This is a genomic window from Mesorhizobium sp. BH1-1-5 (genome assembly GCF_020165615.1).
Taxonomy (GTDB): domain Bacteria; phylum Pseudomonadota; class Alphaproteobacteria; order Rhizobiales; family Rhizobiaceae; genus Mesorhizobium.
In genome coordinates, this window is sequence record NZ_JAIUIM010000007.1 from 207147 (window position 1) to 228001 (window position 20855).

General features: G+C 63.1%; 29 protein-coding genes. 2 read left to right on the forward strand and 27 right to left on the reverse strand.

Features of this window, described 5'->3' with window-relative positions; genetic code table 11:
* Window positions 1-14: 14 nt before the first annotated feature.
* The 25 genes from rplO to rpsL form a co-directional block, all read right to left on the reverse strand.
* Complete coding sequence (gene rplO, locus LB572_RS12025) at window positions 15-488, reverse strand: 50S ribosomal protein L15 (protein WP_140802998.1); 474 nt, start codon at window positions 486-488, stop codon at window positions 15-17.
* A gap of 22 nt (window positions 489-510) precedes the next feature.
* Window positions 511-708 (reverse strand): 50S ribosomal protein L30, encoded by a 198-nt coding sequence (gene rpmD, locus LB572_RS12030; protein ID WP_027170355.1) that lies wholly within the window; start codon window positions 706-708, stop codon window positions 511-513.
* A 25-nt stretch (window positions 709-733) separates the two neighbouring features.
* Window positions 734-1297 (reverse strand): 30S ribosomal protein S5, encoded by a 564-nt coding sequence (gene rpsE, locus LB572_RS12035; protein ID WP_032933400.1) that lies wholly within the window; start codon window positions 1295-1297, stop codon window positions 734-736.
* A gap of 74 nt (window positions 1298-1371) precedes the next feature.
* Entirely contained in the window at window positions 1372-1734 is a 363-nt protein-coding gene (rplR, locus tag LB572_RS12040; protein ID WP_140802997.1) for a 50S ribosomal protein L18, read from the reverse strand.
* Window positions 1735-1822: 88 nt separating this feature from the next.
* Window positions 1823-2356, reverse strand: coding sequence for a 50S ribosomal protein L6 (gene rplF, locus LB572_RS12045; RefSeq protein ID WP_140802996.1), 534 nt, complete (start codon window positions 2354-2356; stop codon window positions 1823-1825).
* Window positions 2357-2447: 91 nt separating this feature from the next.
* A complete protein-coding gene (gene rpsH, locus LB572_RS12050; protein WP_042642201.1) occupies window positions 2448-2846 on the reverse strand; it encodes a 30S ribosomal protein S8 in 399 nt (132 codons plus the stop codon).
* A 12-nt stretch (window positions 2847-2858) separates the two neighbouring features.
* Entirely contained in the window at window positions 2859-3164 is a 306-nt protein-coding gene (gene rpsN / locus LB572_RS12055) for a 30S ribosomal protein S14 (RefSeq protein WP_042642199.1), read from the reverse strand.
* Between the two features lie 26 nt (window positions 3165-3190).
* A complete protein-coding gene (gene rplE / locus LB572_RS12060) occupies window positions 3191-3769 on the reverse strand; it encodes a 50S ribosomal protein L5 (protein WP_140802995.1) in 579 nt (192 codons plus the stop codon).
* Complete coding sequence (gene rplX, locus LB572_RS12065) at window positions 3762-4076, reverse strand: 50S ribosomal protein L24 (RefSeq protein ID WP_140802994.1); 315 nt, start codon at window positions 4074-4076, stop codon at window positions 3762-3764. Before rplX ends, rplE begins: the two co-directional genes overlap by 8 nt.
* A gap of 12 nt (window positions 4077-4088) precedes the next feature.
* Window positions 4089-4457: a 50S ribosomal protein L14 gene (gene rplN, locus LB572_RS12070; protein ID WP_006205457.1), complete on the reverse strand. Its 369-nt coding sequence runs from the start codon at window positions 4455-4457 to the stop codon at window positions 4089-4091.
* 83 nt (window positions 4458-4540) lie between these two features.
* Complete coding sequence (rpsQ, locus tag LB572_RS12075) at window positions 4541-4780, reverse strand: 30S ribosomal protein S17 (RefSeq protein ID WP_140802992.1); 240 nt, start codon at window positions 4778-4780, stop codon at window positions 4541-4543.
* Between the two features lie 11 nt (window positions 4781-4791).
* Window positions 4792-4992, reverse strand: a complete 201-nt coding sequence (rpmC, locus tag LB572_RS12080; protein ID WP_040983026.1) for a 50S ribosomal protein L29 — start codon at window positions 4990-4992, stop codon at window positions 4792-4794.
* A 12-nt stretch (window positions 4993-5004) separates the two neighbouring features.
* Window positions 5005-5418: a 50S ribosomal protein L16 gene (gene rplP, locus LB572_RS12085; RefSeq protein WP_027170364.1), complete on the reverse strand. Its 414-nt coding sequence runs from the start codon at window positions 5416-5418 to the stop codon at window positions 5005-5007.
* A 27-nt stretch (window positions 5419-5445) separates the two neighbouring features.
* Window positions 5446-6174, reverse strand: a complete 729-nt coding sequence (gene rpsC, locus LB572_RS12090) for a 30S ribosomal protein S3 (RefSeq protein WP_095818137.1) — start codon at window positions 6172-6174, stop codon at window positions 5446-5448.
* Window positions 6174-6563, reverse strand: a complete 390-nt coding sequence (gene rplV / locus LB572_RS12095; RefSeq protein WP_010909277.1) for a 50S ribosomal protein L22 — start codon at window positions 6561-6563, stop codon at window positions 6174-6176. The genes rpsC and rplV overlap by 1 nt, the downstream gene beginning before the upstream one ends.
* 2 nt (window positions 6564-6565) lie before the next feature.
* A complete protein-coding gene (gene rpsS / locus LB572_RS12100; RefSeq protein ID WP_015317982.1) occupies window positions 6566-6844 on the reverse strand; it encodes a 30S ribosomal protein S19 in 279 nt (92 codons plus the stop codon).
* 16 nt (window positions 6845-6860) lie between these two features.
* Window positions 6861-7694 carry a 50S ribosomal protein L2 gene (gene rplB, locus LB572_RS12105; RefSeq protein ID WP_095818138.1) on the reverse strand — a complete coding sequence of 278 codons (834 nt, stop codon included), beginning with the start codon at window positions 7692-7694 and terminating at the stop codon, window positions 6861-6863.
* Window positions 7695-7716: 22 nt separating this feature from the next.
* On the reverse strand, window positions 7717-8010 hold the full coding sequence (locus tag LB572_RS12110; protein WP_040983033.1) for a 50S ribosomal protein L23: 294 nt from the start codon (window positions 8008-8010) through the stop codon (window positions 7717-7719).
* Window positions 8007-8627 carry a 50S ribosomal protein L4 gene (gene rplD / locus LB572_RS12115; protein ID WP_112099609.1) on the reverse strand — a complete coding sequence of 207 codons (621 nt, stop codon included), beginning with the start codon at window positions 8625-8627 and terminating at the stop codon, window positions 8007-8009. The genes LB572_RS12110 and rplD overlap by 4 nt, the downstream gene beginning before the upstream one ends.
* Entirely contained in the window at window positions 8627-9343 is a 717-nt protein-coding gene (gene rplC / locus LB572_RS12120) for a 50S ribosomal protein L3 (protein ID WP_095765515.1), read from the reverse strand. The genes rplD and rplC overlap by 1 nt, the downstream gene beginning before the upstream one ends.
* Before the next feature lie 93 nt (window positions 9344-9436).
* On the reverse strand, window positions 9437-9745 hold the full coding sequence (gene rpsJ, locus LB572_RS12125) for a 30S ribosomal protein S10 (protein WP_006205468.1): 309 nt from the start codon (window positions 9743-9745) through the stop codon (window positions 9437-9439).
* A 68-nt stretch (window positions 9746-9813) separates the two neighbouring features.
* Entirely contained in the window at window positions 9814-10989 is a 1176-nt protein-coding gene (tuf, locus tag LB572_RS12130; RefSeq protein WP_140646975.1) for an elongation factor Tu, read from the reverse strand.
* A gap of 65 nt (window positions 10990-11054) precedes the next feature.
* On the reverse strand, window positions 11055-13145 hold the full coding sequence (gene fusA / locus LB572_RS12135) for an elongation factor G (protein ID WP_224667861.1): 2091 nt from the start codon (window positions 13143-13145) through the stop codon (window positions 11055-11057).
* Window positions 13146-13174: 29 nt separating this feature from the next.
* On the reverse strand, window positions 13175-13645 hold the full coding sequence (gene rpsG, locus LB572_RS12140; RefSeq protein WP_027170372.1) for a 30S ribosomal protein S7: 471 nt from the start codon (window positions 13643-13645) through the stop codon (window positions 13175-13177).
* A gap of 9 nt (window positions 13646-13654) precedes the next feature.
* Window positions 13655-14026, reverse strand: a complete 372-nt coding sequence (gene rpsL, locus LB572_RS12145; RefSeq protein WP_006202128.1) for a 30S ribosomal protein S12 — start codon at window positions 14024-14026, stop codon at window positions 13655-13657.
* 461 nt (window positions 14027-14487) lie between these two features.
* Here rpsL and LB572_RS12150 point away from each other — a divergent pair, with 461 nt between their 5' ends.
* Both LB572_RS12150 and LB572_RS12155 read left to right on the forward strand, forming a co-directional pair.
* Window positions 14488-14769, forward strand: a complete 282-nt coding sequence (locus LB572_RS12150) for a transcriptional regulator (protein WP_140807976.1) — start codon at window positions 14488-14490, stop codon at window positions 14767-14769.
* Window positions 14770-14840: 71 nt separating this feature from the next.
* Window positions 14841-15770, forward strand: coding sequence for a Gfo/Idh/MocA family protein (locus LB572_RS12155; RefSeq protein WP_224667862.1), 930 nt, complete (start codon window positions 14841-14843; stop codon window positions 15768-15770).
* A 35-nt stretch (window positions 15771-15805) separates the two neighbouring features.
* On the opposite strand, the gene LB572_RS12160 is transcribed toward LB572_RS12155, so the two are convergent.
* Window positions 15806-16471 (reverse strand): O-methyltransferase, encoded by a 666-nt coding sequence (locus tag LB572_RS12160; RefSeq protein ID WP_140807972.1) that lies wholly within the window; start codon window positions 16469-16471, stop codon window positions 15806-15808.
* A 79-nt stretch (window positions 16472-16550) separates the two neighbouring features.
* Window positions 16551-20747: a DNA-directed RNA polymerase subunit beta' gene (rpoC, locus tag LB572_RS12165; RefSeq protein WP_224667863.1), complete on the reverse strand. Its 4197-nt coding sequence runs from the start codon at window positions 20745-20747 to the stop codon at window positions 16551-16553.
* Between the last annotated feature and the right edge of the window lie 108 nt (window positions 20748-20855).

Consider the following 20855-nt stretch of genomic DNA (forward strand, 5'->3'; position numbering starts at 1 on the left):
GCTTCAAATCGCCGTTACTCGGCGGCGGCCGCTTCCGGCAGCTTCACCGAACCGCCAGCCTTCTCGATCTTCTCGATCGCGGCCTTGGAGGCGCCGGCGACGTCGAAGGAAACCTTGGCCTTGAGCTCGCCGTCGGAGAGAACGCGCACGCCGTCCTTGGCGCGGCGGATGACGCCGGCGGCAACCAGGGCCTCGGCCGTCACGGTCGCCTTGGCGTCGAGCTTCTTGGCGTCGATGGCTGCCTGGATCTTGGCCAGCGAGACGACGGTGAAGCTCTTGGCGAAGATGTTGTTGAAGCCACGCTTCGGCAGGCGCCGGTAGAGCGGCATCTGGCCGCCCTCGAAGCCATTGATGGCAACGCCCGAGCGAGCCTTCTGGCCCTTGACGCCGCGACCGGCGGTCTTGCCCGAGCCGGAGCCGATGCCGCGACCGAGGCGCTTCTTGGAGTGCGTGGCGCCGTCCTTGTCACGCAGATCGTTGAGTTTCATGATTCTTCTCCTGCGCTTCCGTTCAGGCCTCGTCCACGACGCGGACGAGGTGCTGGACGGCGGCGATCATGCCACGCACGGAAGGGGTATCTTCCAGCGTGCGCCGCTTGTGCATCTTGTTCAGGCCGAGGCCGACCAGCGTCGCGCGCTGCTCCTTCGGCCGGCGGATCGGCGAGCCGATCTGCTCGACGGTGATGGTCTTGGTAGCTTTCTTGGCCATGGTCGAAATCCCTGGTCAGCGTCGACTATTCTTCAGCCGCAACGGCGGTGCCGCGGCGGGCCTGAAGGGTCGAGTACTTGATGCCGCGCGCGGCAGCCACATCCTTCGGATGCATCTGGCTCTTCAGCGCGTCGAAGGTGGCGCGAACCATGTTGTAGGGGTTCGACGAACCCATCGACTTGGCGACCACGTCATGCATGCCGAGCGTCTCGAAGACGGCGCGCATCGGACCGCCGGCGATGATGCCGGTACCCTGCTTGGCGGCGCGCAACAGAACGCGTCCGGCGCCCCAACGGCCCTCGACGTCGTGATGCAGCGTGCGGCCCGAGCGCAACGGCACGAAGATCATGTCGCGCTTGGCCGACTCGGTCGCCTTGCGGATCGCTTCCGGCACTTCGCGCGCCTTGCCGTGGCCGAAGCCGACGCGGCCCTTCTGGTCGCCGACGACGACGAGAGCGGCAAAACCGAAACGACGGCCACCCTTCACCACCTTGGCGACGCGGTTGATGTGGACGAGCTTGTCCACCATGCCGTCGTCACGCTCTTCGCGTTCGCGGCCGCGACCGCCTTCTCTACGTTCCTGTGCCATATCCTAGTCCTTGTTCTTTTCCGGAAGCACGGGTTGCTGTTTGCCGATGCCGCTTTGGGTCATCAGCGGCGAAATTAGAAGCTGAGGCCGCCTTCGCGGGCAGCTTCGGCCAGCGCCTTGACGCGGCCGTGGTAGATGTACGGGCCGCGGTCGAAGACGACTTCCTTGACGCCGGCCTTCGAAGCGCGCTCGGCGATCAGCTTGCCGACCGCAGCGGCGGCCGCGGTGTCGGCGCCGGTCTTGAGCGAACCCTTGAGGTCCTTCTCGAGCGTCGAAGCAGCGGCCAGCGTGTGGCCGTTGGCATCGTCGATGACCTGGACGTAGATGTTCTTCGAGGTGCGGTGCACCGAAAGCCGCGGCCGCGTGCCGGCGACCTTCTTCAACTGGCGGCGGACGCGCTGCGCGCGGCGCTGGATGGTCTCTTTGGGGCTTGCCATAATGTCAGTTCCTTGCCTTCGGAAAACGGGGGCAACCCTGTGCGGTAGGCCAGGCCTCCCGCGGCCGCTCCCCGCGGCTGTGTAAATCTTACTTCTTCTTGCCTTCCTTGCGCACGATGCGCTCGTCGGCATAGCGCACGCCCTTGCCCTTGTACGGCTCCGGACCGCGATATTCGCGGATCTCGGCGGCGACCTGGCCGACCTGCTGCTTGTCGATGCCCGAGACCGTGATTTCGGTCGGCTTCGGCACCGTGATCGTGATGCCCTGAGGCGTCTCATAGACCACGTCGTGGCTGAAGCCCAGCGCGAGCTGCAGGTTCTTGCCCTGCAACGCCGCACGATAGCCGACGCCGGTGATCTCGAGCTTCTTTTCGAAGCCGTCCTTCACGCCCTGCAGGATGTTGACGATCTGCGTGCGCGACATACCCCACTTGGAGCGTGCCGCCTTGGTCTGGTCGCGCGGCTCGACAGCGATCTCGCTGCCTTCCATCTTGACCAGCACTTCGTCGTTCACCACGAACTTCAGCTCGCCCTTGGGGCCCTTCGCCGTCACGGTCTGGCCGTTGACGGTCGCGGTCACGCCCTGCGGCAGCGAAACGGGTTTCTTTCCGATACGAGACATTTTGTTGTCCTCGTCACTTCTTTGGTTTCAAGTTCCAGTTCCCGGGCGCGATCCCGAGAACCGAAGCCCATTCATTCAATCTCATGCCGGATCAGAAGATCTGGCAGAGGATCTCGCCGCCGACATTCTGCTCGCGCGCTTCATGGTCGGCCATGACGCCCTTCGGCGTCGAAAGGATGGCGATGCCGAGGCCGTTGGCGACCTGCGGGATCGACTTGGCCGAGACATAGACGCGGCGGCCGGGCTTCGAGACGCGCTCGATTTCGCGCACGACCGGAGCGCCGTCGAAATACTTCAGCTCGATCTCGATTTCCGACTTGCCGTTTTCGAAATCGGTCTGGCTGTAGTCGCGGATATAGCCTTCCGACTTCAGCACTTCGAGGACGCGGGCGCGCAGACGCGAAGCCGGAGTCGAGACGCTCGACTTCTTGCGGCCATAGGCGTTGCGGATGCGGGTCAGCATATCGCCGAGAGGATCGCTCAATGACATCTCAGTGTCTCCTTACCAGCTCGACTTGACCAGGCCCGGGATCTGGCCGGTATTGCCCAGATCGCGAAGCGCGATACGCGAAAGCTTCAGCTTGCGATAATAGGCGCGCGGACGGCCCGTGACTTCGCAGCGGTTACGGATGCGGATCTTGGCCGAGTTGCGCGGCAGCGCCGACAGCTTCAACTGGGCGCGGAAACGCTCTTCCATCGGCTTGGACTGATCCATGATGATGGCCTTGAGCGCCGTGCGCTTGGCGGCGTACTGGTCGGCGAGCTTGCGGCGCCGGTTGTTCTTCTCGACTGAGCTGGTCTTTGCCATTTCAGATTGTTCCTTTTTCGCTGCCGTTACTGGCGGAAGGGGAAGTTGAAGGCCTTGAGCAGTGCTCTGGCCTCGTCGTCCGTCTTCGCCGTCGTACAAACGATGACGTCCATGCCCCAGACCTGATCAACCTTGTCGTAGTTGATCTCCGGGAACACGATGTGTTCCTTGATGCCCATGGCGTAGTTGCCACGGCCGTCAAAGCTCTTCGGGTTCAGTCCGCGGAAGTCGCGAACGCGCGGCAGCGCGATGTTCACGAGGCGGTCGAGGAACTCGTACATGCGTTCCTTGCGCAGCGTGACCTTAGCGCCGATCGGCATATTCTCGCGCACCTTGAAGCCGGCAATCGAGTTGCGGGCACGGGTGACGACGGCCTTCTGGCCGGCGATCATCGCGAGATCTTCGGCCGCGACCGCAGGCTTCTTGGAATCGCCGGTCGCTTCGCCGACACCCATGTTCAGCACGATCTTGTCGATGCGCGGAACCTGCATGTCGTTGTCGTAGCCGAACTGCTCCTGCATCGCCTTGCGGATAGTCTCGTTGTAGACCTTCTTGAGGCGCGGCTCGTTCTTGGCAGTTGCCTGCTTGGTTTCAGACTTAGCCATTGATGACTTCTCCCGAACGCTTGGCGACGCGCACCTTCTTGCCGTCCTTCTGGACGGTGAAGCCGACGCGGGTCGGCTTGCCGTCCTTGGGGTCGGCCAGCGCGATATTCGACAGGTGGATCGGCGCTTCCTTGGTGATGATCCCGCCCTCTTGGGACTGGGTCTGCTTCTGGTGACGGCGAATGAGGTTCACGCCGCGGACGACCGCGGTGTCTTCCTTCGGCTGCACCGACAGGACTTCGCCCGAACGGCCCTTGTCCTTGCCGGCAAGCACGACGACCTTGTCGCCTTTTTTGATCTTTTGCATTGGTCCGGCTCCTTACAGCACTTCAGGCGCGAGCGAGATGATCTTCATGTGGTTCTTGGCGCGCAGCTCGCGCGGAACCGGTCCGAAGATACGGGTGCCGATCGGCTCTTTCTTATTGTCGACGAGAACGGCCGCGTTCTTGTCGAAACGGATCACGCTGCCGTCCGGGCGGCGGATGTCCTTGGCCGTGCGAACCACGACCGCCTTCATCACATCGCCCTTCTTAACGCGGCCGCGCGGAATGGCTTCCTTGATCGACACCACGATGATGTCGCCGACGGAGGCATACTTCCGCTTCGAGCCGCCCAGCACCTTGATGCACATGACACGACGGGCGCCGGAATTGTCCGCGACGTCGAGGTTTGTTTGCATCTGAATCATGACTGGCCGCCTTCTTCTCTTCTATCGGGACGGGTGCTTTCACCCCTCCCCGGTCTGTCCAAAATTCGGTTCGTTCGCCCGGATCAACCCTGATCCGAAGAGACGACAACCCAGCGCTTATCCTTCGAAATCGGCTTCGATTCCTGGATGAACACCTGGTCGCCGACCTTGTGGGCGTTGTTCTCGTCGTGCGCCTTGTACTTCTTGGTCATACGCACGGTCTTCTTCATCACCGGATGGGTGAAGCGACGCTCGACCTTGACCACGACCGTCTTCTCGTTCTTGTCGCTGACGACGGTGCCCTGCAGGATGCGCTTTGGCATGGTTCTCGTCCTTAAGCCTTCTTGGCCGCGGCTTTTTCCGCGGCGATGGTCTTGATGCGCGCGATGTCCTTGCGGACCTGCTTCACGCGCGCGGTCTTTTCGAGCTGGCCGGTGGCCTTCTGGAAGCGCAGGTTGAACTGCTCCTTCTTGAGGGCTGCCAGGTCGTCGGTCAGCTGATCCTGGGTCTTGGTCCGGATGTCTTCGGCTTTCATGATCGCCTGTCCTTATTCTGCGATGCGCTGCACGAAGCGCGTCTTGACCGAGAGCTTGGCGGCGCCGAGACGCAGCGCTTCACGCGCGGTCTCCTCGCTGACGCCATCGATCTCGAACATGATGCGGCCGGGCTTGACGCGCGCCGCCCAATAGTCGACGGCGCCCTTGCCCTTACCCATGCGGACTTCGGTCGGCTTCGAGGTGACCGGCAGGTCCGGGAACACCCGGATCCAGACGCGGCCGGCGCGCTTCATCTCGCGGGTGATCGCGCGGCGGGCCGCCTCGATCTCACGCGCGGTGACGCGGTTCGGCTCAAGCGCCTTCAGTCCGAAACCGCCGAAATCCAGATTGGTGCCGCCCTTGGCGGTACCGTGGATACGGCCCTTGAACTGCTTACGGAACTTTGTGCGCTTTGGCTGCAGCATCGTTCTAACTCCAAATTCTCAAATGTCTCAGGCGTTCTCGCGACGACGGCCGCGTTCGCGCTCACCACCGCCGCCGCCATGCGCGGCATCACCTTCGGTGGCGCGACGCTCGGAGGCCATCGGGTCGTGCTCGAGGATCTCGCCCTTGAACACCCACACCTTGACGCCGCAGATGCCGTAGGCCGTGTTCGCCTCGGCCGTGCCGTAGTCGACATCGGCGCGCAGCGTATGCAGCGGCACGCGGCCTTCGCGATACCACTCCATGCGCGCGATTTCGGCGCCGCCGAGACGGCCGGAGCAGTTGATGCGGATGCCTTCGGCGCCGAGACGCATGGCCGACTGGACGGCGCGCTTCATGGCGCGGCGGAACGCGATGCGGCGCTCGAGCTGCTGGGCGATCGACTGGGCGATCAGCGTGGCGTCGATTTCCGGCTTGCGCACTTCAACGATGTTGAGGTGCGTTTCGGACTTCGTCATCTCGGTCAGCTTCTTGCGCAGCTTCTCGATGTCGGCGCCCTTCTTGCCGATGATCAGGCCCGGACGCGCTGCATGGATGGTGACGCGGCACTTCTTGTGCGGACGCTCGATCACGACCTTGGAGATCGCGGCCTGCTTGAGCTCCTTCTCGAGGTACTTGCGGATCTTGAGGTCTTCATGCAGCAGCTGGCCGTACTCGCCGGTGTTCGCGAACCAGCGCGAATCCCAGGTACGGTTGATGCCGAGACGCAGCCCGATCGGATTGACTTTCTGGCCCATTATGCGGCCTCCCCTTTTTCCTCGACTTCACGAACGACGATCGTGAGGTGCGAGAACGGCTTTTCGATACGGCTGGCGCGACCGCGGCCACGAGCGTGGAAACGCTTCATGACGATCGACTTGCCGACATAGGCTTCCGCCACGACCAGCGCATCGACGTCGAGGTCGTGATTGTTTTCCGCGTTGGCGATCGCCGATTCCAGCGTCTTCTTGACCGTGCCGGAAATCCGCTTGGCCGAGAATTCGAGGTCGGAAAGCGCTGTCGCGACCTTCTTGCCGCGGATCAGCGCGGCAACCAGGTTCAGCTTCTGCGGGCTGATACGGATCGTGCGCAGAACGGCACGCGCCTCGTTATCAGCAAGCCTGCGCGGAGCTTTGGCCTTGCCCATGATTATTTCCTCTTCGCCTTCTTATCCGCGCCATGACCGTAGTAGGTCCGGGTCGGAGCGAATTCACCGAACTTGTGGCCGACCATGTCCTCGTTCACCGAGACCGGGACGTGCTTCTGGCCGTTGTAGACACCGAAGGTGAGGCCGACGAACTGCGGCAGGATGGTGGAGCGACGGCTCCACATCTTGATCACCTCATTGCGACCACCTTCACGAACCTTGTCCACCTTCTTGAGAAGGTAGCCGTCGATGAAGGGGCCTTTCCAAATCGAACGAGTCACTTGGCGTTACCTCTTCTTAGCTCTTGCGCTGATGACGCGAGCGCAGGATGAACTTGTCGGTCGCCTTGTTGGACCGCGTCTTCTTGCCCTTGGTCGGCTTGCCCCAGGGCGAAACCGGATGACGGCCACCCGAGGTGCGGCCTTCGCCGCCGCCATGCGGATGGTCGACCGGATTCATGGTCACGCCGCGATTGTGCGGACGCTTGCCGCGCCATACGGTACGACCGGCCTTGCCGTCGTTGATGTTGCCGTGGTCGGGATTTGACACGGCACCCACGGTGGCCATGCAGGAACCGTGCACGACGCGCTGCTCACCCGAGTTGAGGCGCAGGATCGCCATGCCCTGATCGCGGCCGACGAGCTGGGCGTAACCGCCAGCCGAACGGGCGACCTGGCCACCCTTGCCCGGCTTCAGCTCGATGTTGTGGACGATCGTTCCGACCGGCATCGAGGCCAGCGGCATCGCGTTGCCCGGCTTCACGTCGACCGCTTCGCCGGCCACGATCTTGTCGCCGGCAGCAAGGCGCTGCGGGGCCAGGATGTAGGACAGCTCGCCGTCGTCGTACTTGATCAGCGCGATGAAAGCGGTGCGGTTCGGATCGTATTCGATACGCTCGACCGTGCCGACGACGTCGTACTTCTTACGCTTGAAGTCGATGATGCGGTACGAACGCTTGTGACCGCCGCCGATGAAGCGGGCCGTGATGCGGCCGTAATTGTTGCGGCCGCCCGACTTGGTCAGGCCTTCGGTCAGGCCCTTGACGGGCTTGCCCTTGTAGAGGCCCGAGCGGTCGACGATGACCAGCTGACGGGTGCTCGGCGTTACCGGGTTGAATTTCTTAAGTGCCATTGTCCTGTCCTCGCGGCCTTGCTCAGAGACCCGTCGCGACGTCGATCGACTGGCCGTCGGCCAGCGTCACAACCGCCTTCTTGACGTCGCCCTGGCGGCCAACGGTGCCGCGGAAGCGCTTGATCTTGCCCTTGCGGACGAGCGTGTTCACAGCCGTCACCTTGACGCCGAAGAGAGCTTCCACGGCTGCCTTGATTTCCGGCTTCGACGCCTTCTTGGCGACGTTGAAGACGACCTGGTTCTGCTCGGAAGCCATGGTCGACTTTTCGGTGATCGCCGGCGAGACGATCACGTCGTAATGACGAAGGTCGGTCATTTGAAGCGCTCCTCGAGAGCCTCGACGGCGGCCTTGGAAAGGACCAGCGTGCCGCGGCGCAGAATGTCGTAGACGTTGATGCCCTGGATGGGCAGCACGTCGATGTTCGGGATGTTGGTCGCCGCCAGCTTGAAGTTCTGGTCGAGCTCGGCGCCGCCGATCACCAGGGCGTTGGTCAGCCCCAGCGTCTCGAGGTTCGCCGCCAGCGTCTTGGTCTTGGCCTCGGCGAGCTTCAGCTCGTCGATGACGATGATGGAAGCGCTCTTGGCCTTGGCCGACAGAGCATGCTTCAAGCCGAGGGCGCGGACCTTCTTCGGCAGTTCGTGCTCATGGCTGCGAACGACCGGGCCGTGGGCCTTGCCACCGCCGCGGAACTGCGGAGCGCGAGCCGAGTGGTGACGGGCGCGGCCCGTACCCTTCTGCTTGTACATCTTGGCGCCGGTGCGCGCGATCTCGGCGCGGCCCTTGGCCTTGTGCGTGCCCTGCTGCTTCTTGGCGAGCTGCCAGCGCACGACGCGCTGCAGGATGTCCTCGCGCGGATCAAGGCCGAAAATCTCCTCGGAGAGTTTCACCTTGCCGGCATCCTTGCCGCCCAGCGTTGTGATCTTGAGATCCATTATTCGGCTCCCTCAGTGGCCGGGGCTTCGTTCTTGGCGGCAGCGGCGCGGATCGCGGCAGGCTTCGGCGCATTGGCCGGCAGCGCAACCTTGGCGGCGTCGCGAACCAGGATCCAGGCGCCCTTGACGCCGGGAACCGCGCCGCGGATCAGGATCAGGCCGCGATCGGCATCGGTCGAGACGACCTCGACGTTCTGCGTGGTCACGCGGGTGTCGCCCATGTGGCCGGCCATCTTCTTGCCCTTGAACACCTTGCCGGGGTCCTGGCGCTGGCCGGTCGAGCCGTGCGTGCGGTGCGAGACCGAGTTACCGTGGGTCGCACGGCCGCCACCCATGTGGTGCCGCTTGATCACGCCCTGGAAACCCTTGCCGGTCGAGGTGCCGGTGACGTCGACCTTCTGGCCGGCGACGAAATGCTCGACGGTCAGCTCGGCGCCGACGTCGATCATGTTGTCGGCGGAGACGCGGAACTCCGCGACCTTGGCCTTGGGCTCGACGGAAGCGGCGGCGAAATGGCCGCGCATCGCCTTCGACGTGTTCTTCACCTTGGCAAGGCCAACGCCGAGCTGGACGGCGGTGTAGCCGTTCTTCTCCTGCGTGCGCTGGGCCACGACCTGGCAGTTCTCCATCTGGAGAACGGTGACGGGAACGTGTTCCCCGGCATCGTTGTAGATGCGGGTCATTCCCACCTTCTTTGCAATCACACCTGAACGCATCGGTTCAATTCCTTTAGAGTTCCCTGTCGGGGCTATCGCCCCTCCACGCCTCTTGTTCCTTCAGAGTTCCGGGTCGCCCCGCCCTCTTGTTCCCTAGAGCTTGATCTCGACGTCGACACCGGCGGCCAGATCGAGCTTCATCAAAGCATCGACCGTCTGCGGGGTCGGATCGACGATGTCGAGCAGACGCTTGTGCGTGCGCATCTCGAACTGCTCGCGGCTCTTCTTGTCGACGTGGGGCGACCGGTTGACCGTGAATTTTTCGATCCGCGTCGGCAGCGGGATGGGGCCGCGGACGTTGGCGCCGGTGCGCTTGGCGGTCGACACGATTTCGCGCGTCGAGGCGTCGAGCACCCGGTGGTCAAACGCTTTAAGGCGGATGCGGATATTCTGTCCGTTCATGCGTCAATTCCTTGTTCTGGCGCGGCGCGGGCAACTACCGCGCCCGCGACAGATCGGTTTCAGTCCAATTATTCTTTGATGGTGACGACGATGCCGGCACCGACGGTGCGGCCGCCTTCACGGATGGCGAAGCGCAGCTTCTCTTCCATCGCGATCGGCACGATCAGCTCGACGTCGACGGTGATGTTGTCGCCGGGCATCACCATCTCGGTGCCGGCCGGCAGCGTCACGATGCCCGTCACGTCCGTCGTGCGGAAGTAGAACTGCGGACGGTAGTTGGTGAAGAACGGCGTGTGACGGCCGCCTTCGTCCTTGGTCAGGATGTAGGCTTCGGCCACGAACTTCTTGTGCGGCTTCACCGTGCCCGGCTTGGCCAAAACCTGGCCGCGCTCCACACCCTCACGGTCGACGCCGCGCAGCAGCGCGCCGATGTTGTCGCCGGCCTGACCCTGGTCGAGCAGCTTGCGGAACATCTCGACGCCCGTGCAGGTCGTCTTGGTGGTCGGACGGATGCCGACGATTTCCAACTCCTCGCCAACCTTGACGATGCCGCGCTCGACGCGGCCGGTCACGACCGTGCCGCGGCCCGAGATCGAGAACACGTCCTCGATCGGCATCAGGAACGGCTTGTCGAGCGGACGCACCGGCGTCGGGATGTAGGCGTCGACCTGAGCCATCAGCTCGCGGATGGCGTCCTCGCCGATGGTCTTGTTGGAATCTTCCAACGCAGCCAGCGCCGAGCCCTTGACGATCGGAATGTCGTCGCCGGGGAACTCGTTCTTCGACAGAAGCTCGCGAACCTCGAGCTCGACCAGCTCGAGCAGCTCGGCGTCGTCGACCTGGTCGACCTTGTTCAGGAACACCACGATCGAAGGCACGCCGACCTGGCGGGCAAGCAGGATGTGCTCGCGGGTCTGCGGCATCGGGCCGTCGGCGGCCGAAACAACCAGGATCGCGCCGTCCATCTGCGCCGCACCGGTGATCATGTTCTTCACATAGTCGGCGTGGCCGGGGCAGTCGACGTGAGCATAGTGACGGTTGGCCGTCTCATACTCGACATGCGCCGTCGAGATCGTGATGCCGCGCGCCTTCTCTTCGGGCGCCGCGTCGATCTGGTCATAGCGCTTGTATTCGCCAAAATACTTCGTGATCGCCGCCGTCAGCGACGTCTTGCCATGATCGACGTGACCGATCGTGCCAATGTTCACATGCGGCTTGGTGCGCTCGAATTTACCTTTTGCCATGTGATCTCTCCATTCCTGCCTGCCCGTGCGGGCCTTGAATTAAGGTCTCGTGCAACCCGCTCGAGTTACGCGTATTTCTTCTGAACTTCCTGGGCGACCGCGGTCGGAACCGGCTCGTAGTGGTCGAACTGCATCGTGTACTGGGCGCGGCCCTGCGACATCGAACGCAGATTGTCGACGTACTTGAACATGTTCGCGAGCGGGACCATCGCGTTGATGACGACGGCAACGCCGCGTGCTTCCTGGCCCTGGATCTGACCACGACGGCCGTTGAGGTCGCCGATGACGCCGCCGACATAGTCTTCCGGCGTCACAACCTCGACCTTCATGATCGGCTCCAGCAGCTGCACGCCGAGGCGCGGAGCGGCTTCCTTGAAGCAGGCGCGGGAGGCGATTTCGAACGCCAGCACCGAGGAGTCGACGTCGTGGAAGGCACCGTCGATCAGCGTCGCCTTGACGCCGATCATCGGGAAGCCGGCGAACGGGCCGGAACCCATGACGCTGTTGATGCCCTTCTCGACGCCCGGGATGTATTCCTTCGGAACCGCACCGCCGACGATCTTGGACTCGAACACGAACTCTTCGCTCTCGGTGTTCGGCTCGAAGATGATCTTGACGCGAGCGAACTGGCCGGTACCGCCGGTCTGCTTCTTGTGCGTGTAATCCTGCTCGTGGGTGCGGGTGATCGTCTCGCGGTAAGCCACCTGCGGCGCGCCGACATTGGCTTCGACCTTGAACTCGCGGCGCATGCGGTCGACGATGATGTCGAGATGCAGCTCGCCCATGCCGGCGATGATGGTCTGGCCGCTTTCCTCGTCGGTCTTGACGCGGAAGGACGGATCCTCGGCCGCCAGGCGATGCAGCGCGAGGCCCATCTTTTCCTGGTCGTTCTTGGTCTTCGGCTCGATGGCGATCTGGATGACCGGATCGGGGAATTCCATGCGCTCGAGGATGACTGGATGCAGCGGATCGCAGAGCGTGTCGCCGGTGGTCGTATCCTTGAGGCCCGCCAGGGCGACGATGTCGCCGGCGTAAGCTTCCTCGACGTCGGCGCGCGAATTCGCATGCATCTGCAGCATGCGGCCGATGCGCTCCTTCTTGCCCTTCACGGTATTGTCGACCGACACGCCCTTGGCGAGCTTGCCCGAATAGATGCGGGCAAAGGTCAGCGAACCGACGAACGGGTCGTTCATGATCTTGAACGCCAGCATCGACAGCGGCTCGTTGTCATCGGCATGACGCTCGATCTCGGCGTCGGTCTTGGCGTCGACACCCTTGATGGCCGGCACGTCGATCGGCGACGGCAGGTATTCGACCACGGCGTCGAGCAGCGGCTGCACGCCCTTGTTCTTGAAGGCCGAGCCACAGAACATCGGGTAGAACTTGACCGCGATGGTGCCCTTGCGGATCAGCGCGCGGATCTCGTCGTTCGACGGCATCTTGCCTTCGAGGTAATTCTCGAGCGCGGTCTCGTCCATCTCGACGGCGGCTTCGATCATCTTCTCGCGGTACTGCTCGGCCTTTTCCTTGAGGTCGGCCGGGATCTCGACGACATCCCAGGCAGCGCCCAGGGTCTCGTCGCGCCAGACGAGCGCGTTCATCTCGACGAGGTCGACGACGCCCTTGAACTCGGTCTCGGCGCCGATCGGCAGCTGCATGACGACTGCCTGCGCACCGAGGCGCGAAGCGATCATTTCCTCGGAGCGGTAGAAGTCGGCGCCGATCTTGTCCATCTTGTTGCAGAAGATCATGCGCGGCACGTGGTACTTGTCGGCCTGGCGCCACACGGTCTCGGTCTGCGGCTCCACGCCGGCGTTGGCGTCGAGCAGCGCGATGGCGCCGTCGAGCACGCGCAGCGAACGCTCGACTTCGATGGTGAAGTCGACGTGTCCGGGAGTGTCGATGATGTTGAAGCGGCGCATCTTGCCATCGCGACCCTTCCAGAAGGTCGTGGTCGCGGCCGATGTGATGGTGATGCCGCGTTCCTGCTCCTGCTCCATCCAGTCCATGGTGGCAGCGCCGTCATGGACTTCGCCGATCTTGTGCGACTTGCCCGTGTAATACAGGACGCGCTCGGTCGTCGTCGTCTTGCCGGCGTCGATATGCGCCATGATACCGAAATTGCGGTAGTCTTCGATCTTGTATTCGCGGGCCATGGGAGGTGCCTCTCAGTCTCGTTCGCGCTTTACCAGCGGTAGTGCGCGAAGGCGCGGTTGGCTTCTGCCATCTTGTGAGTGTCTTCACGCTTCTTGACGGCCGTGCCGCGGTTGTTGGCCGCGTCCATCAGCTCGCCCGAAAGGCGGTCGACCATGGTGGTCTCGTTGCGGTTGCGAGCCGCGGCGATCAGCCAGCGGATGGCCAGCGCCTGACGGCGCTCGGGGCGCACATCGACCGGAACCTGGTAGGTGGCGCCACCGACGCGACGCGAGCGCACTTCCACATGCGGCGCGACATTGTCGAGCGCCTGGTGGAAGACGGTGACCGGCTCCTGCTTGGTCTTGGCCTGGACTTGATCCAGAGCGCCATAGACGATGGTCTCGGCAACCGACTTCTTGCCGTCATACATGACGGCGTTCATGAACTTGGTGACAATAAGATCGCCGAACTTGGGGTCCGGATTGATCTCACGCTTTTCTGCACTGTGACGACGGGACATGGGAAACCCTTACTTCGGACGCTTGGCGCCGTATTTCGAACGACGCTGCTTGCGGTTCTTCACACCCTGCGTGTCGAGCACGCCGCGGATGATGTGGTAGCGGACGCCCGGCAGATCCTTGACGCGACCGCCGCGGATCATGACCACCGAGTGTTCCTGAAGGTTGTGGCCTTCGCCGGGGATGTAGCCGATCACCTCAAAACCGTTGGTCAGGCGAATCTTGGCCACCTTGCGCAGCGCCGAGTTCGGCTTCTTCGGCGTCGTGGTGTAGACGCGCGTGCAGACGCCCCGCTTCTGCGGGTTCTGCTGCATGGCCGGGACCTTGTTGCGCTTCACCGGCGCCAGGCGCGGCTTGCGGATCAGCTGGTTGACGGTAGGCATTAAACCCTCTTGTCTCTCAATTCCGTGTCTGCCCTGTCAGGGCCGCTCAAAGCGTCATTTCCATACGCGAATTCGGGCAACACACCGCGCCTCGCGGTCCTGCCCGAACAAATTGCAGAGGAAGCGGAAGCCGCTTCATGCGCGCCGGAAATGTCTTTTCGCTCGTAAAACGAACCCTGTTTGAGACAAACTCCAAAGCGCGTCGCCTCGGAAGGGCAAGTCTCACATCGGTTCTGACGTGGCGGCTTCTACTCGTAAGGCCATTCCCCGTCAACCCCGCAACGGCAAATATTGCGGTCAATTCGGGGCGTGACAGCCATGCGCAAAACGCGTGTAATTTTATTGCGCCTTTTTTCAAGAGCGAGGAAGAAAGTGACCGGCTTGCGGCTGTCTTCCACGTCTGCTTCGTGCCAAAAGGCGGCTTGAGCCGGACTTTCTCCCGGCAAACGAGGAATCAGCCCGTGAACGACAATGAAGAACGGCCGGTCACCATCATCACCGGGCGGGTCTGGAAGAAGAAGGGCGGCAAGCCGGAAGGCGTGCATGTGATGCTGGTAGCGCCCGACGATGATTCTGCCGTGCGCCGCGCGCTCGAATCACTCGCCGCCGAGGGATTCGCGGAAGCCGAGCTCGACCAGATCGGCGACATGGAGGGCGAACCCGACGACGAGCCGCATCTGTCGGCCTATCAGGGTGCGCTCGAAGGCGAGGTGTCGATCGTCACCTTCGACGAGCCGATCTGATATCGCGGCCCCGGCACGCCGGGATTTCGACTTGTCCCTCAACCTATCACAGCCTCTCTTCCGGAGTCCCCATGACCAGCAGTCCCATCAAGCTCGGCATCGTCGGTGTGGGAAAGATCGTCCGCGACCAGCACCTGCCGGCGGTCGCCAAGGACGGCAATTACCAGCTCGTCGCCGCGGCGAGCCGCCACGGCAAGGTTGACGGCATTGCGAACTACCCCACCATCGAAGCAATGCTTACGGCTGAACCCGGCCTCGAGGCGGTCTCGCTCTGCATGCCGCCGCAGTTCCGCTACGACGCCGCGCGCGCCGCGCTGGAAGCAAAGAAGCACGTGTTCCTCGAAAAGCCGCCGGGTGCGACGGTCAGCGAAGTCGAGCACCTCAAGAGGCTGGCCGACAAGAACGGCGTCTCGCTCTTTGCCAGCTGGCATTCGCGCTATGCGCCGGCGGTGGAAGCCGCGCGCAATTTCCTCGCTTCAGCCAAGCTGACCTCGGCCGCCATCAACTGGAAGGAGGACGTGCGCCGCTGGCACCCGAACCAGGAATGGATCTGGGAACCGGGCGGCTTCGGCGTGTTCGATCCAGGCATCAACGCGCTGTCGATCGCCACCCACATCCTGCCGCCGATGTTCATCACCTCGGCCGCGCTCGACTTTCCGGAGAATCGCGCGGCGCCCGTCGCGGCGCATGTCACCTTCCGCACGTCCAACGGCTTGCCCGTGACGATGGAGCTCGACTGGTTGCAGACGGGCCCTCAGAGCTGGGACATCCTGGCTGAAACCGACAAGGGCAAGATGGTGCTATCGGGCGGCGGCGCGAGGCTCGCCCTCGACGGCAAAGTCGTCCACGAGGAGCCGGAAGCCGAATATCCGATGCTTTACAAGCGCTTCGCCGAGATCGTTCGCGCCCGGGCTTCCGATGTCGACCTGGCTCCACTGCAGCATGTCGCCGACGCCTTCATGCTGGGCAAGCGCGACGTGGTCGAGGCGTTCTTCGACTGAGGCCAGCGGTAAAGCGTCGAGGCGAATAGGCACCCTCACTCGACGATCGCGATGGCAAATCCATCATAGCCCTTGGCGCCGACGGTCTGGATGGCAGTGCCGTCCAGCCGCTTCTCGCCGCCGATGAAGGAGAACGCGGCGCGAGCGCCTTCGACATTGGCGTCGCCGCTGTTCTTTTTCACGACCGCGCCGTCGCGAATGACGTTGTCGCAGACGATGACGGTGCCCGGGCGCGACAGCTTCATGGCCCAGGTCAGATAGTTCGGATTGTTCGGCTTGTCGGCGTCGATGAAGATCAGGTCGAACGTATGGGCATTCTCGTTCGCCAGCGCGGCGAGCGTCTGCAGCGCGGGACCGACCCGCAGGTCGATCTTATCGGAAACCCCTGCCCGCACGAAATTCGAGCGCGCGACCTTGGCGTGGTGCGGATCGAGCTCCAGCGTCACCACCTTGCCGTCCGCCGGCAACCCCCTTGCCATCCATATGGACGAGTAGCCGCCGAGCGTGCCGACCTCCAGCACGGTTTTCGCGCCGCGAATACGAACCAGCAGCGACAGCAGCTTGCCCTGCGCGGCCGACACGTCGATCGCCGGCAGCCCCTGGTCGCGGTTAGCCTTGAGCACCGCATCCAGCACGGGATCAGCTTCGAAAAGGGATGAGACGATATAGTCGTCGACAGCCGTCCAGGTCTTGCCGCTCATAGCTCTTCCTCGCTCATAAAGCCAAAATGCAAGAAGGGGCCGCGTAGGCCCCTTCTCTTCGTTTCTCATATCATGCCGCTTACTGCGCGGCGTTGACCATGTCGGTCAGCATCGGCTCGGCGACCTCGACACCCGAGGCCTTGCGACGCTCGTCGATGATGAGCTCGTCGCGTGAGGTGGCGATGCGCCGGATTTGGCTCATCGTGCCGCCGGTGCCGGCCGGGATCAGACGGCCGACGATGACGTTTTCCTTCAGGCCCTGCAGCATGTCGGTCTTGCCGGCAACCGCCGCTTCGGTCAGCACCCTGGTCGTCTCCTGGAAGGAGGCGGCCGAGATGAAGGACGGCGTCTGCAGCGAGGCCTTGGTGATGCCGAGCAGCACCGGCTGGCCTTCGGCCGGCTTCTTGCCGTCCTCGACCAAGCGCTCGTTGACCTCTTCCAGCTCGATCACGTCGACATGGTCGCCCGGGATGTAGGTCGAGTCGCCCTGAACGGTGATCTCGACCTTCTGCAGCATCTGGCGAACGATCACCTCGATGTGCTTGTCGTTGATCGACACGCCCTGCAGACGGTAGACCTCCTGGATTTCGTTGACGAGGTAGGAGGCGAGCGCCTCCACGCCCTTGATCGCCAGGATGTCGTGCGGCGCCGGATTGCCGTCGAGGATGTAGTCGCCCTTCTCGATGACGTCGCCGTCCTGGAGATGGAACGGCTTGCCCTTCGGGATCAGGTACTCCACCGGCTCGAGCGTCGAGTCATGCGGCTCGATGATGATGCGGCGCTTGTTCTTGTAGTCGCGGCCGAAGCGGATCGTGCCATCGATCTCGGCGATGATGGCGTGATCCTTCGGACGGCGAGCCTCGAACAGTTCCGCAACACGCGGCAGACCACCGGTGATGTCCTTGGTCTTGGCGCTTTCCATCGGGATACGCGCCAGCACGTCGCCAGGCTTCACATGGGCGCCCGGCTCGACCGAGAGGATGGCCTCGACCGAGAGCAGGAAGCGGGCATCGCCGCCCTTCGACAGCTTGCCGACCTTGCCCTTGGCGTCCTGGATGACGATCGCGGGCTTCAGGTCGCTGCCGCGCGGCGTCGAACGCCAGTCGATGACCTCACGCTTGGTGATGCCGGTCGACTCGTCGGCCGTCTCCTGAACGGAGATGCCGTCGACAAGATCCTCGAACGCCACCCTGCCCTCGATTTCGGTGAGGATCGGGCGGGTATAGGGATCCCACTCGGCGATACGCTGGCCGCGCTTCACCTTGTCGCCATCGTCCACGAAGATACGCGAACCATAGGCGACGCGGTGCGTGGCGCGCTCCTTGCCGGTCTCATCGAGGATGAGCACCGCCATGTTGCGGCCCATGACCATCTGCTGGCCTTCCGAGTTGCGCACCACGTTGCGGTTGCGGACCTGCACCTTGCCCTCATAGGAGGCTTCAAGGAACGAAGAGTCCACCACCTGCGCCGTGCCGCCCATGTGGAAGGTACGCATGGTGAGCTGGGTGCCCGGCTCGCCGATCGACTGCGCCGCGATGACGCCGACGGCCTCGCCCTGGTTGACGGGCGTACCGCGAGCCAGATCGCGTCCGTAGCAGACGGCGCATACGCCGATCCTGACCTCGCAGGTCAGCGCCGAGCGGATGCGGACCGACTGCACGCCGGCCTTTTCGATCTGCTCCACGTCGCGTTCGTCCATCAGCTTGCCGGCCTTGACCAGAAGGTCGCCCGACACTGGATGGTTGATGTCGTCGAGCGCGGTACGGCCCAGCACGCGCTGACCGACCGAAGCGACGACCTGACCGGCATCGACGATCGGCTGCATGGTGAGGCCCTTGTCGGTGCCGCAATCCACGGAGTTGACGATGCAGTCCTGCGCCACGTCGACGAGACGGCGGGTGAGGTAGCCCGAGTTCGCCGTCTTCAAGGCGGTATCGGCCAGACCCTTGCGGGCGCCGTGGGTCGAGTTGAAATACTCGAGCACGGTGAGACCTTCCTTGAAGTTCGAGATGATCGGCGTCTCGATGATTTCACCCGAGGGCTTCGCCATCAGGCCGCGCATGCCGGCAAGCTGACGCATCTGGGTGGGCGAACCGCGCGCACCCGAATGCGACATCATGTAGATCGAGTTCATCGGCTTCTGACGGCCGTTGTCCTCGAACTCCACCGCCTTGATGCGGGCCATCATCTCGTCGGCGACCTTTTCCGAGCACTTGGCCCAGGCGTCGACGACCTTGTTGTACTTCTCGCCCTGGGTGATGAGGCCGTCATTGTACTGCTGCTCGTACTCCTTGGCCAAAGCCTCGGTGTCGGACACCAGCTTGATCTTGGTGTCCGGGATCAGCATGTCGTCCTTGCCGAACGAAATGCCGGCACGGCAGGCATGGGCGAAGCCGAGCGCCATGATGCGATCGCAGAAGATGACCGTCTCTTTCTGACCGCAGTGGCGGTAGACGGTGTCGATCATCTTGGAGATGTTCTTCTTGGTCATCTCCTGGTTGGCGGTCTCATACGGCACGTTGACGTTCTTCGGCAGAAGCTCGCCGATGATCATGCGGCCAGGCGTGGTGTCGTAGATCTTCGACACGACGTTGCCTTCGGCGTCGACGGTGCGGAAGCGGCCCTTGATCTTGGCGTGCAGCGTCACGGCCTTGGTCTCCAGCGCATGCTGGAGCTCGCCCATGTCGGCAAACACCATGCCTTCGCCCGGCTCGTTCTGGTTGACGATCGAGAGATAGTAAAGACCGAGAACCATGTCCTGCGATGGGACGATGATCGGCGCGCCGGAGGCCGGGTGCAGGATGTTGTTGGTCGACATCATCAGCACGCGGGCTTCGAGCTGCGCTTCCAGCGACAGCGGCACGTGGACCGCCATCTGGTCGCCGTCGAAGTCGGCGTTGAAGGCGGTGCAGACCAGCGGATGCAGCTGGATCGCCTTGCCTTCGATCAGGATCGGCTCGAACGCCTGGATGCCGAGGCGGTGCAGCGTCGGCGCGCGGTTCAACAGCACCGGATGCTCGCGGATGACCTCGTCGAGGATATCCCAGACCTCCGGACGCTCCTTCTCGACCAGCTTCTTCGCCTGCTTGACGGTCGAGGAGAAACCCTTGGCGTCGAGGCGGGCGTAGATGAAGGGCTTGAAGAGCTCGAGCGCCATCTTCTTCGGCAGGCCGCACTGGTGCAGCTTCAGCTCCGGACCGGTCACGATGACCGAGCGGCCGGAATAGTCGACGCGCTTGCCGAGCAGGTTCTGGCGGAACCGGCCCTGCTTGCCCTTGAGCATGTCGGACAGCGACTTCAGCGGACGCTTGTTGGCGCCGGTGATGACGCGGCCGCGACGGCCGTTGTCGAACAGCGCGTCGACGGCTTCCTGCAGCATGCGCTTTTCGTTGCGCACGATGATGCCGGGTGCGCGCAACTCGATCAGCCGCTTCAGGCGGTTGTTGCGGTTGATGACGCGGCGATAGAGATCGTTGAGATCGGACGTGGCGAAGCGGCCGCCGTCCAGCGGGACCAGCGGACGCAGGTCCGGCGGGATCACCGGAACCACCTTCATGATCATCCACTCCGGACGGTTGCCGGATTCCATGAAGTTTTCGACGACCTTGAGCCGCTTCAGATACTTCTTCTGCTTCAGCTCGGAGGTGGTCGAAGCCAATTCCGAACGCAGGTCGCCGGCGATCTTCTCCAGATCCATGCCGGCAAGCAGGTCATGGATGGCCTCGGCGCCGATCATGGCGGTGAAGCTGTCCTCGCCATATTCGTCGACGGCAAGCATGTACTCTTCCTCGCTGAGAAGCTGGTTCTCCTTCAGCGCGGTGAGGCCCGGCTCGGTGACGATGTAGTTCTCGAAGTAGAGCACGCGCTCGATGTCCTTGAGCGTCATGTCGAGCAGCGTGCCGATGCGCGAGGGCAGCGACTTCAGGAACCAGATATGGGCGACGGGCGCGGCGAGCTCGATATGGCCCATGCGCTCGCGGCGAACGCGCGACAGCGTGACTTCGACGCCGCACTTTTCGCAGATGACACCCTTGTACTTCATGCGCTTGTACTTGCCGCACAGGCACTCATAGTCCTTGATCGGGCCAAAAATGCGCGCGCAGAACAGGCCGTCACGCTCCGGCTTGAAGGTGCGGTAGTTGATGGTCTCCGGCTTCTTGATCTCGCCGAACGACCAGGACAGAATCTTCTCTGGGCTGGCAAGCGAGATCCGGATGGAATCGAACACCTGCGCAGGCGCCTGCGGGTTGAAGAGATTCATGACCTCTTGGTTCATGCCGTTCTCCTTTTCGGGGTCCTCGATAACCCCTTGCATCGATCGCGGACGAAATGTCCGCAGAATGGCCGGTCGAACCGGCCGAAACGTTTGAAGGGCGCGCCGCGC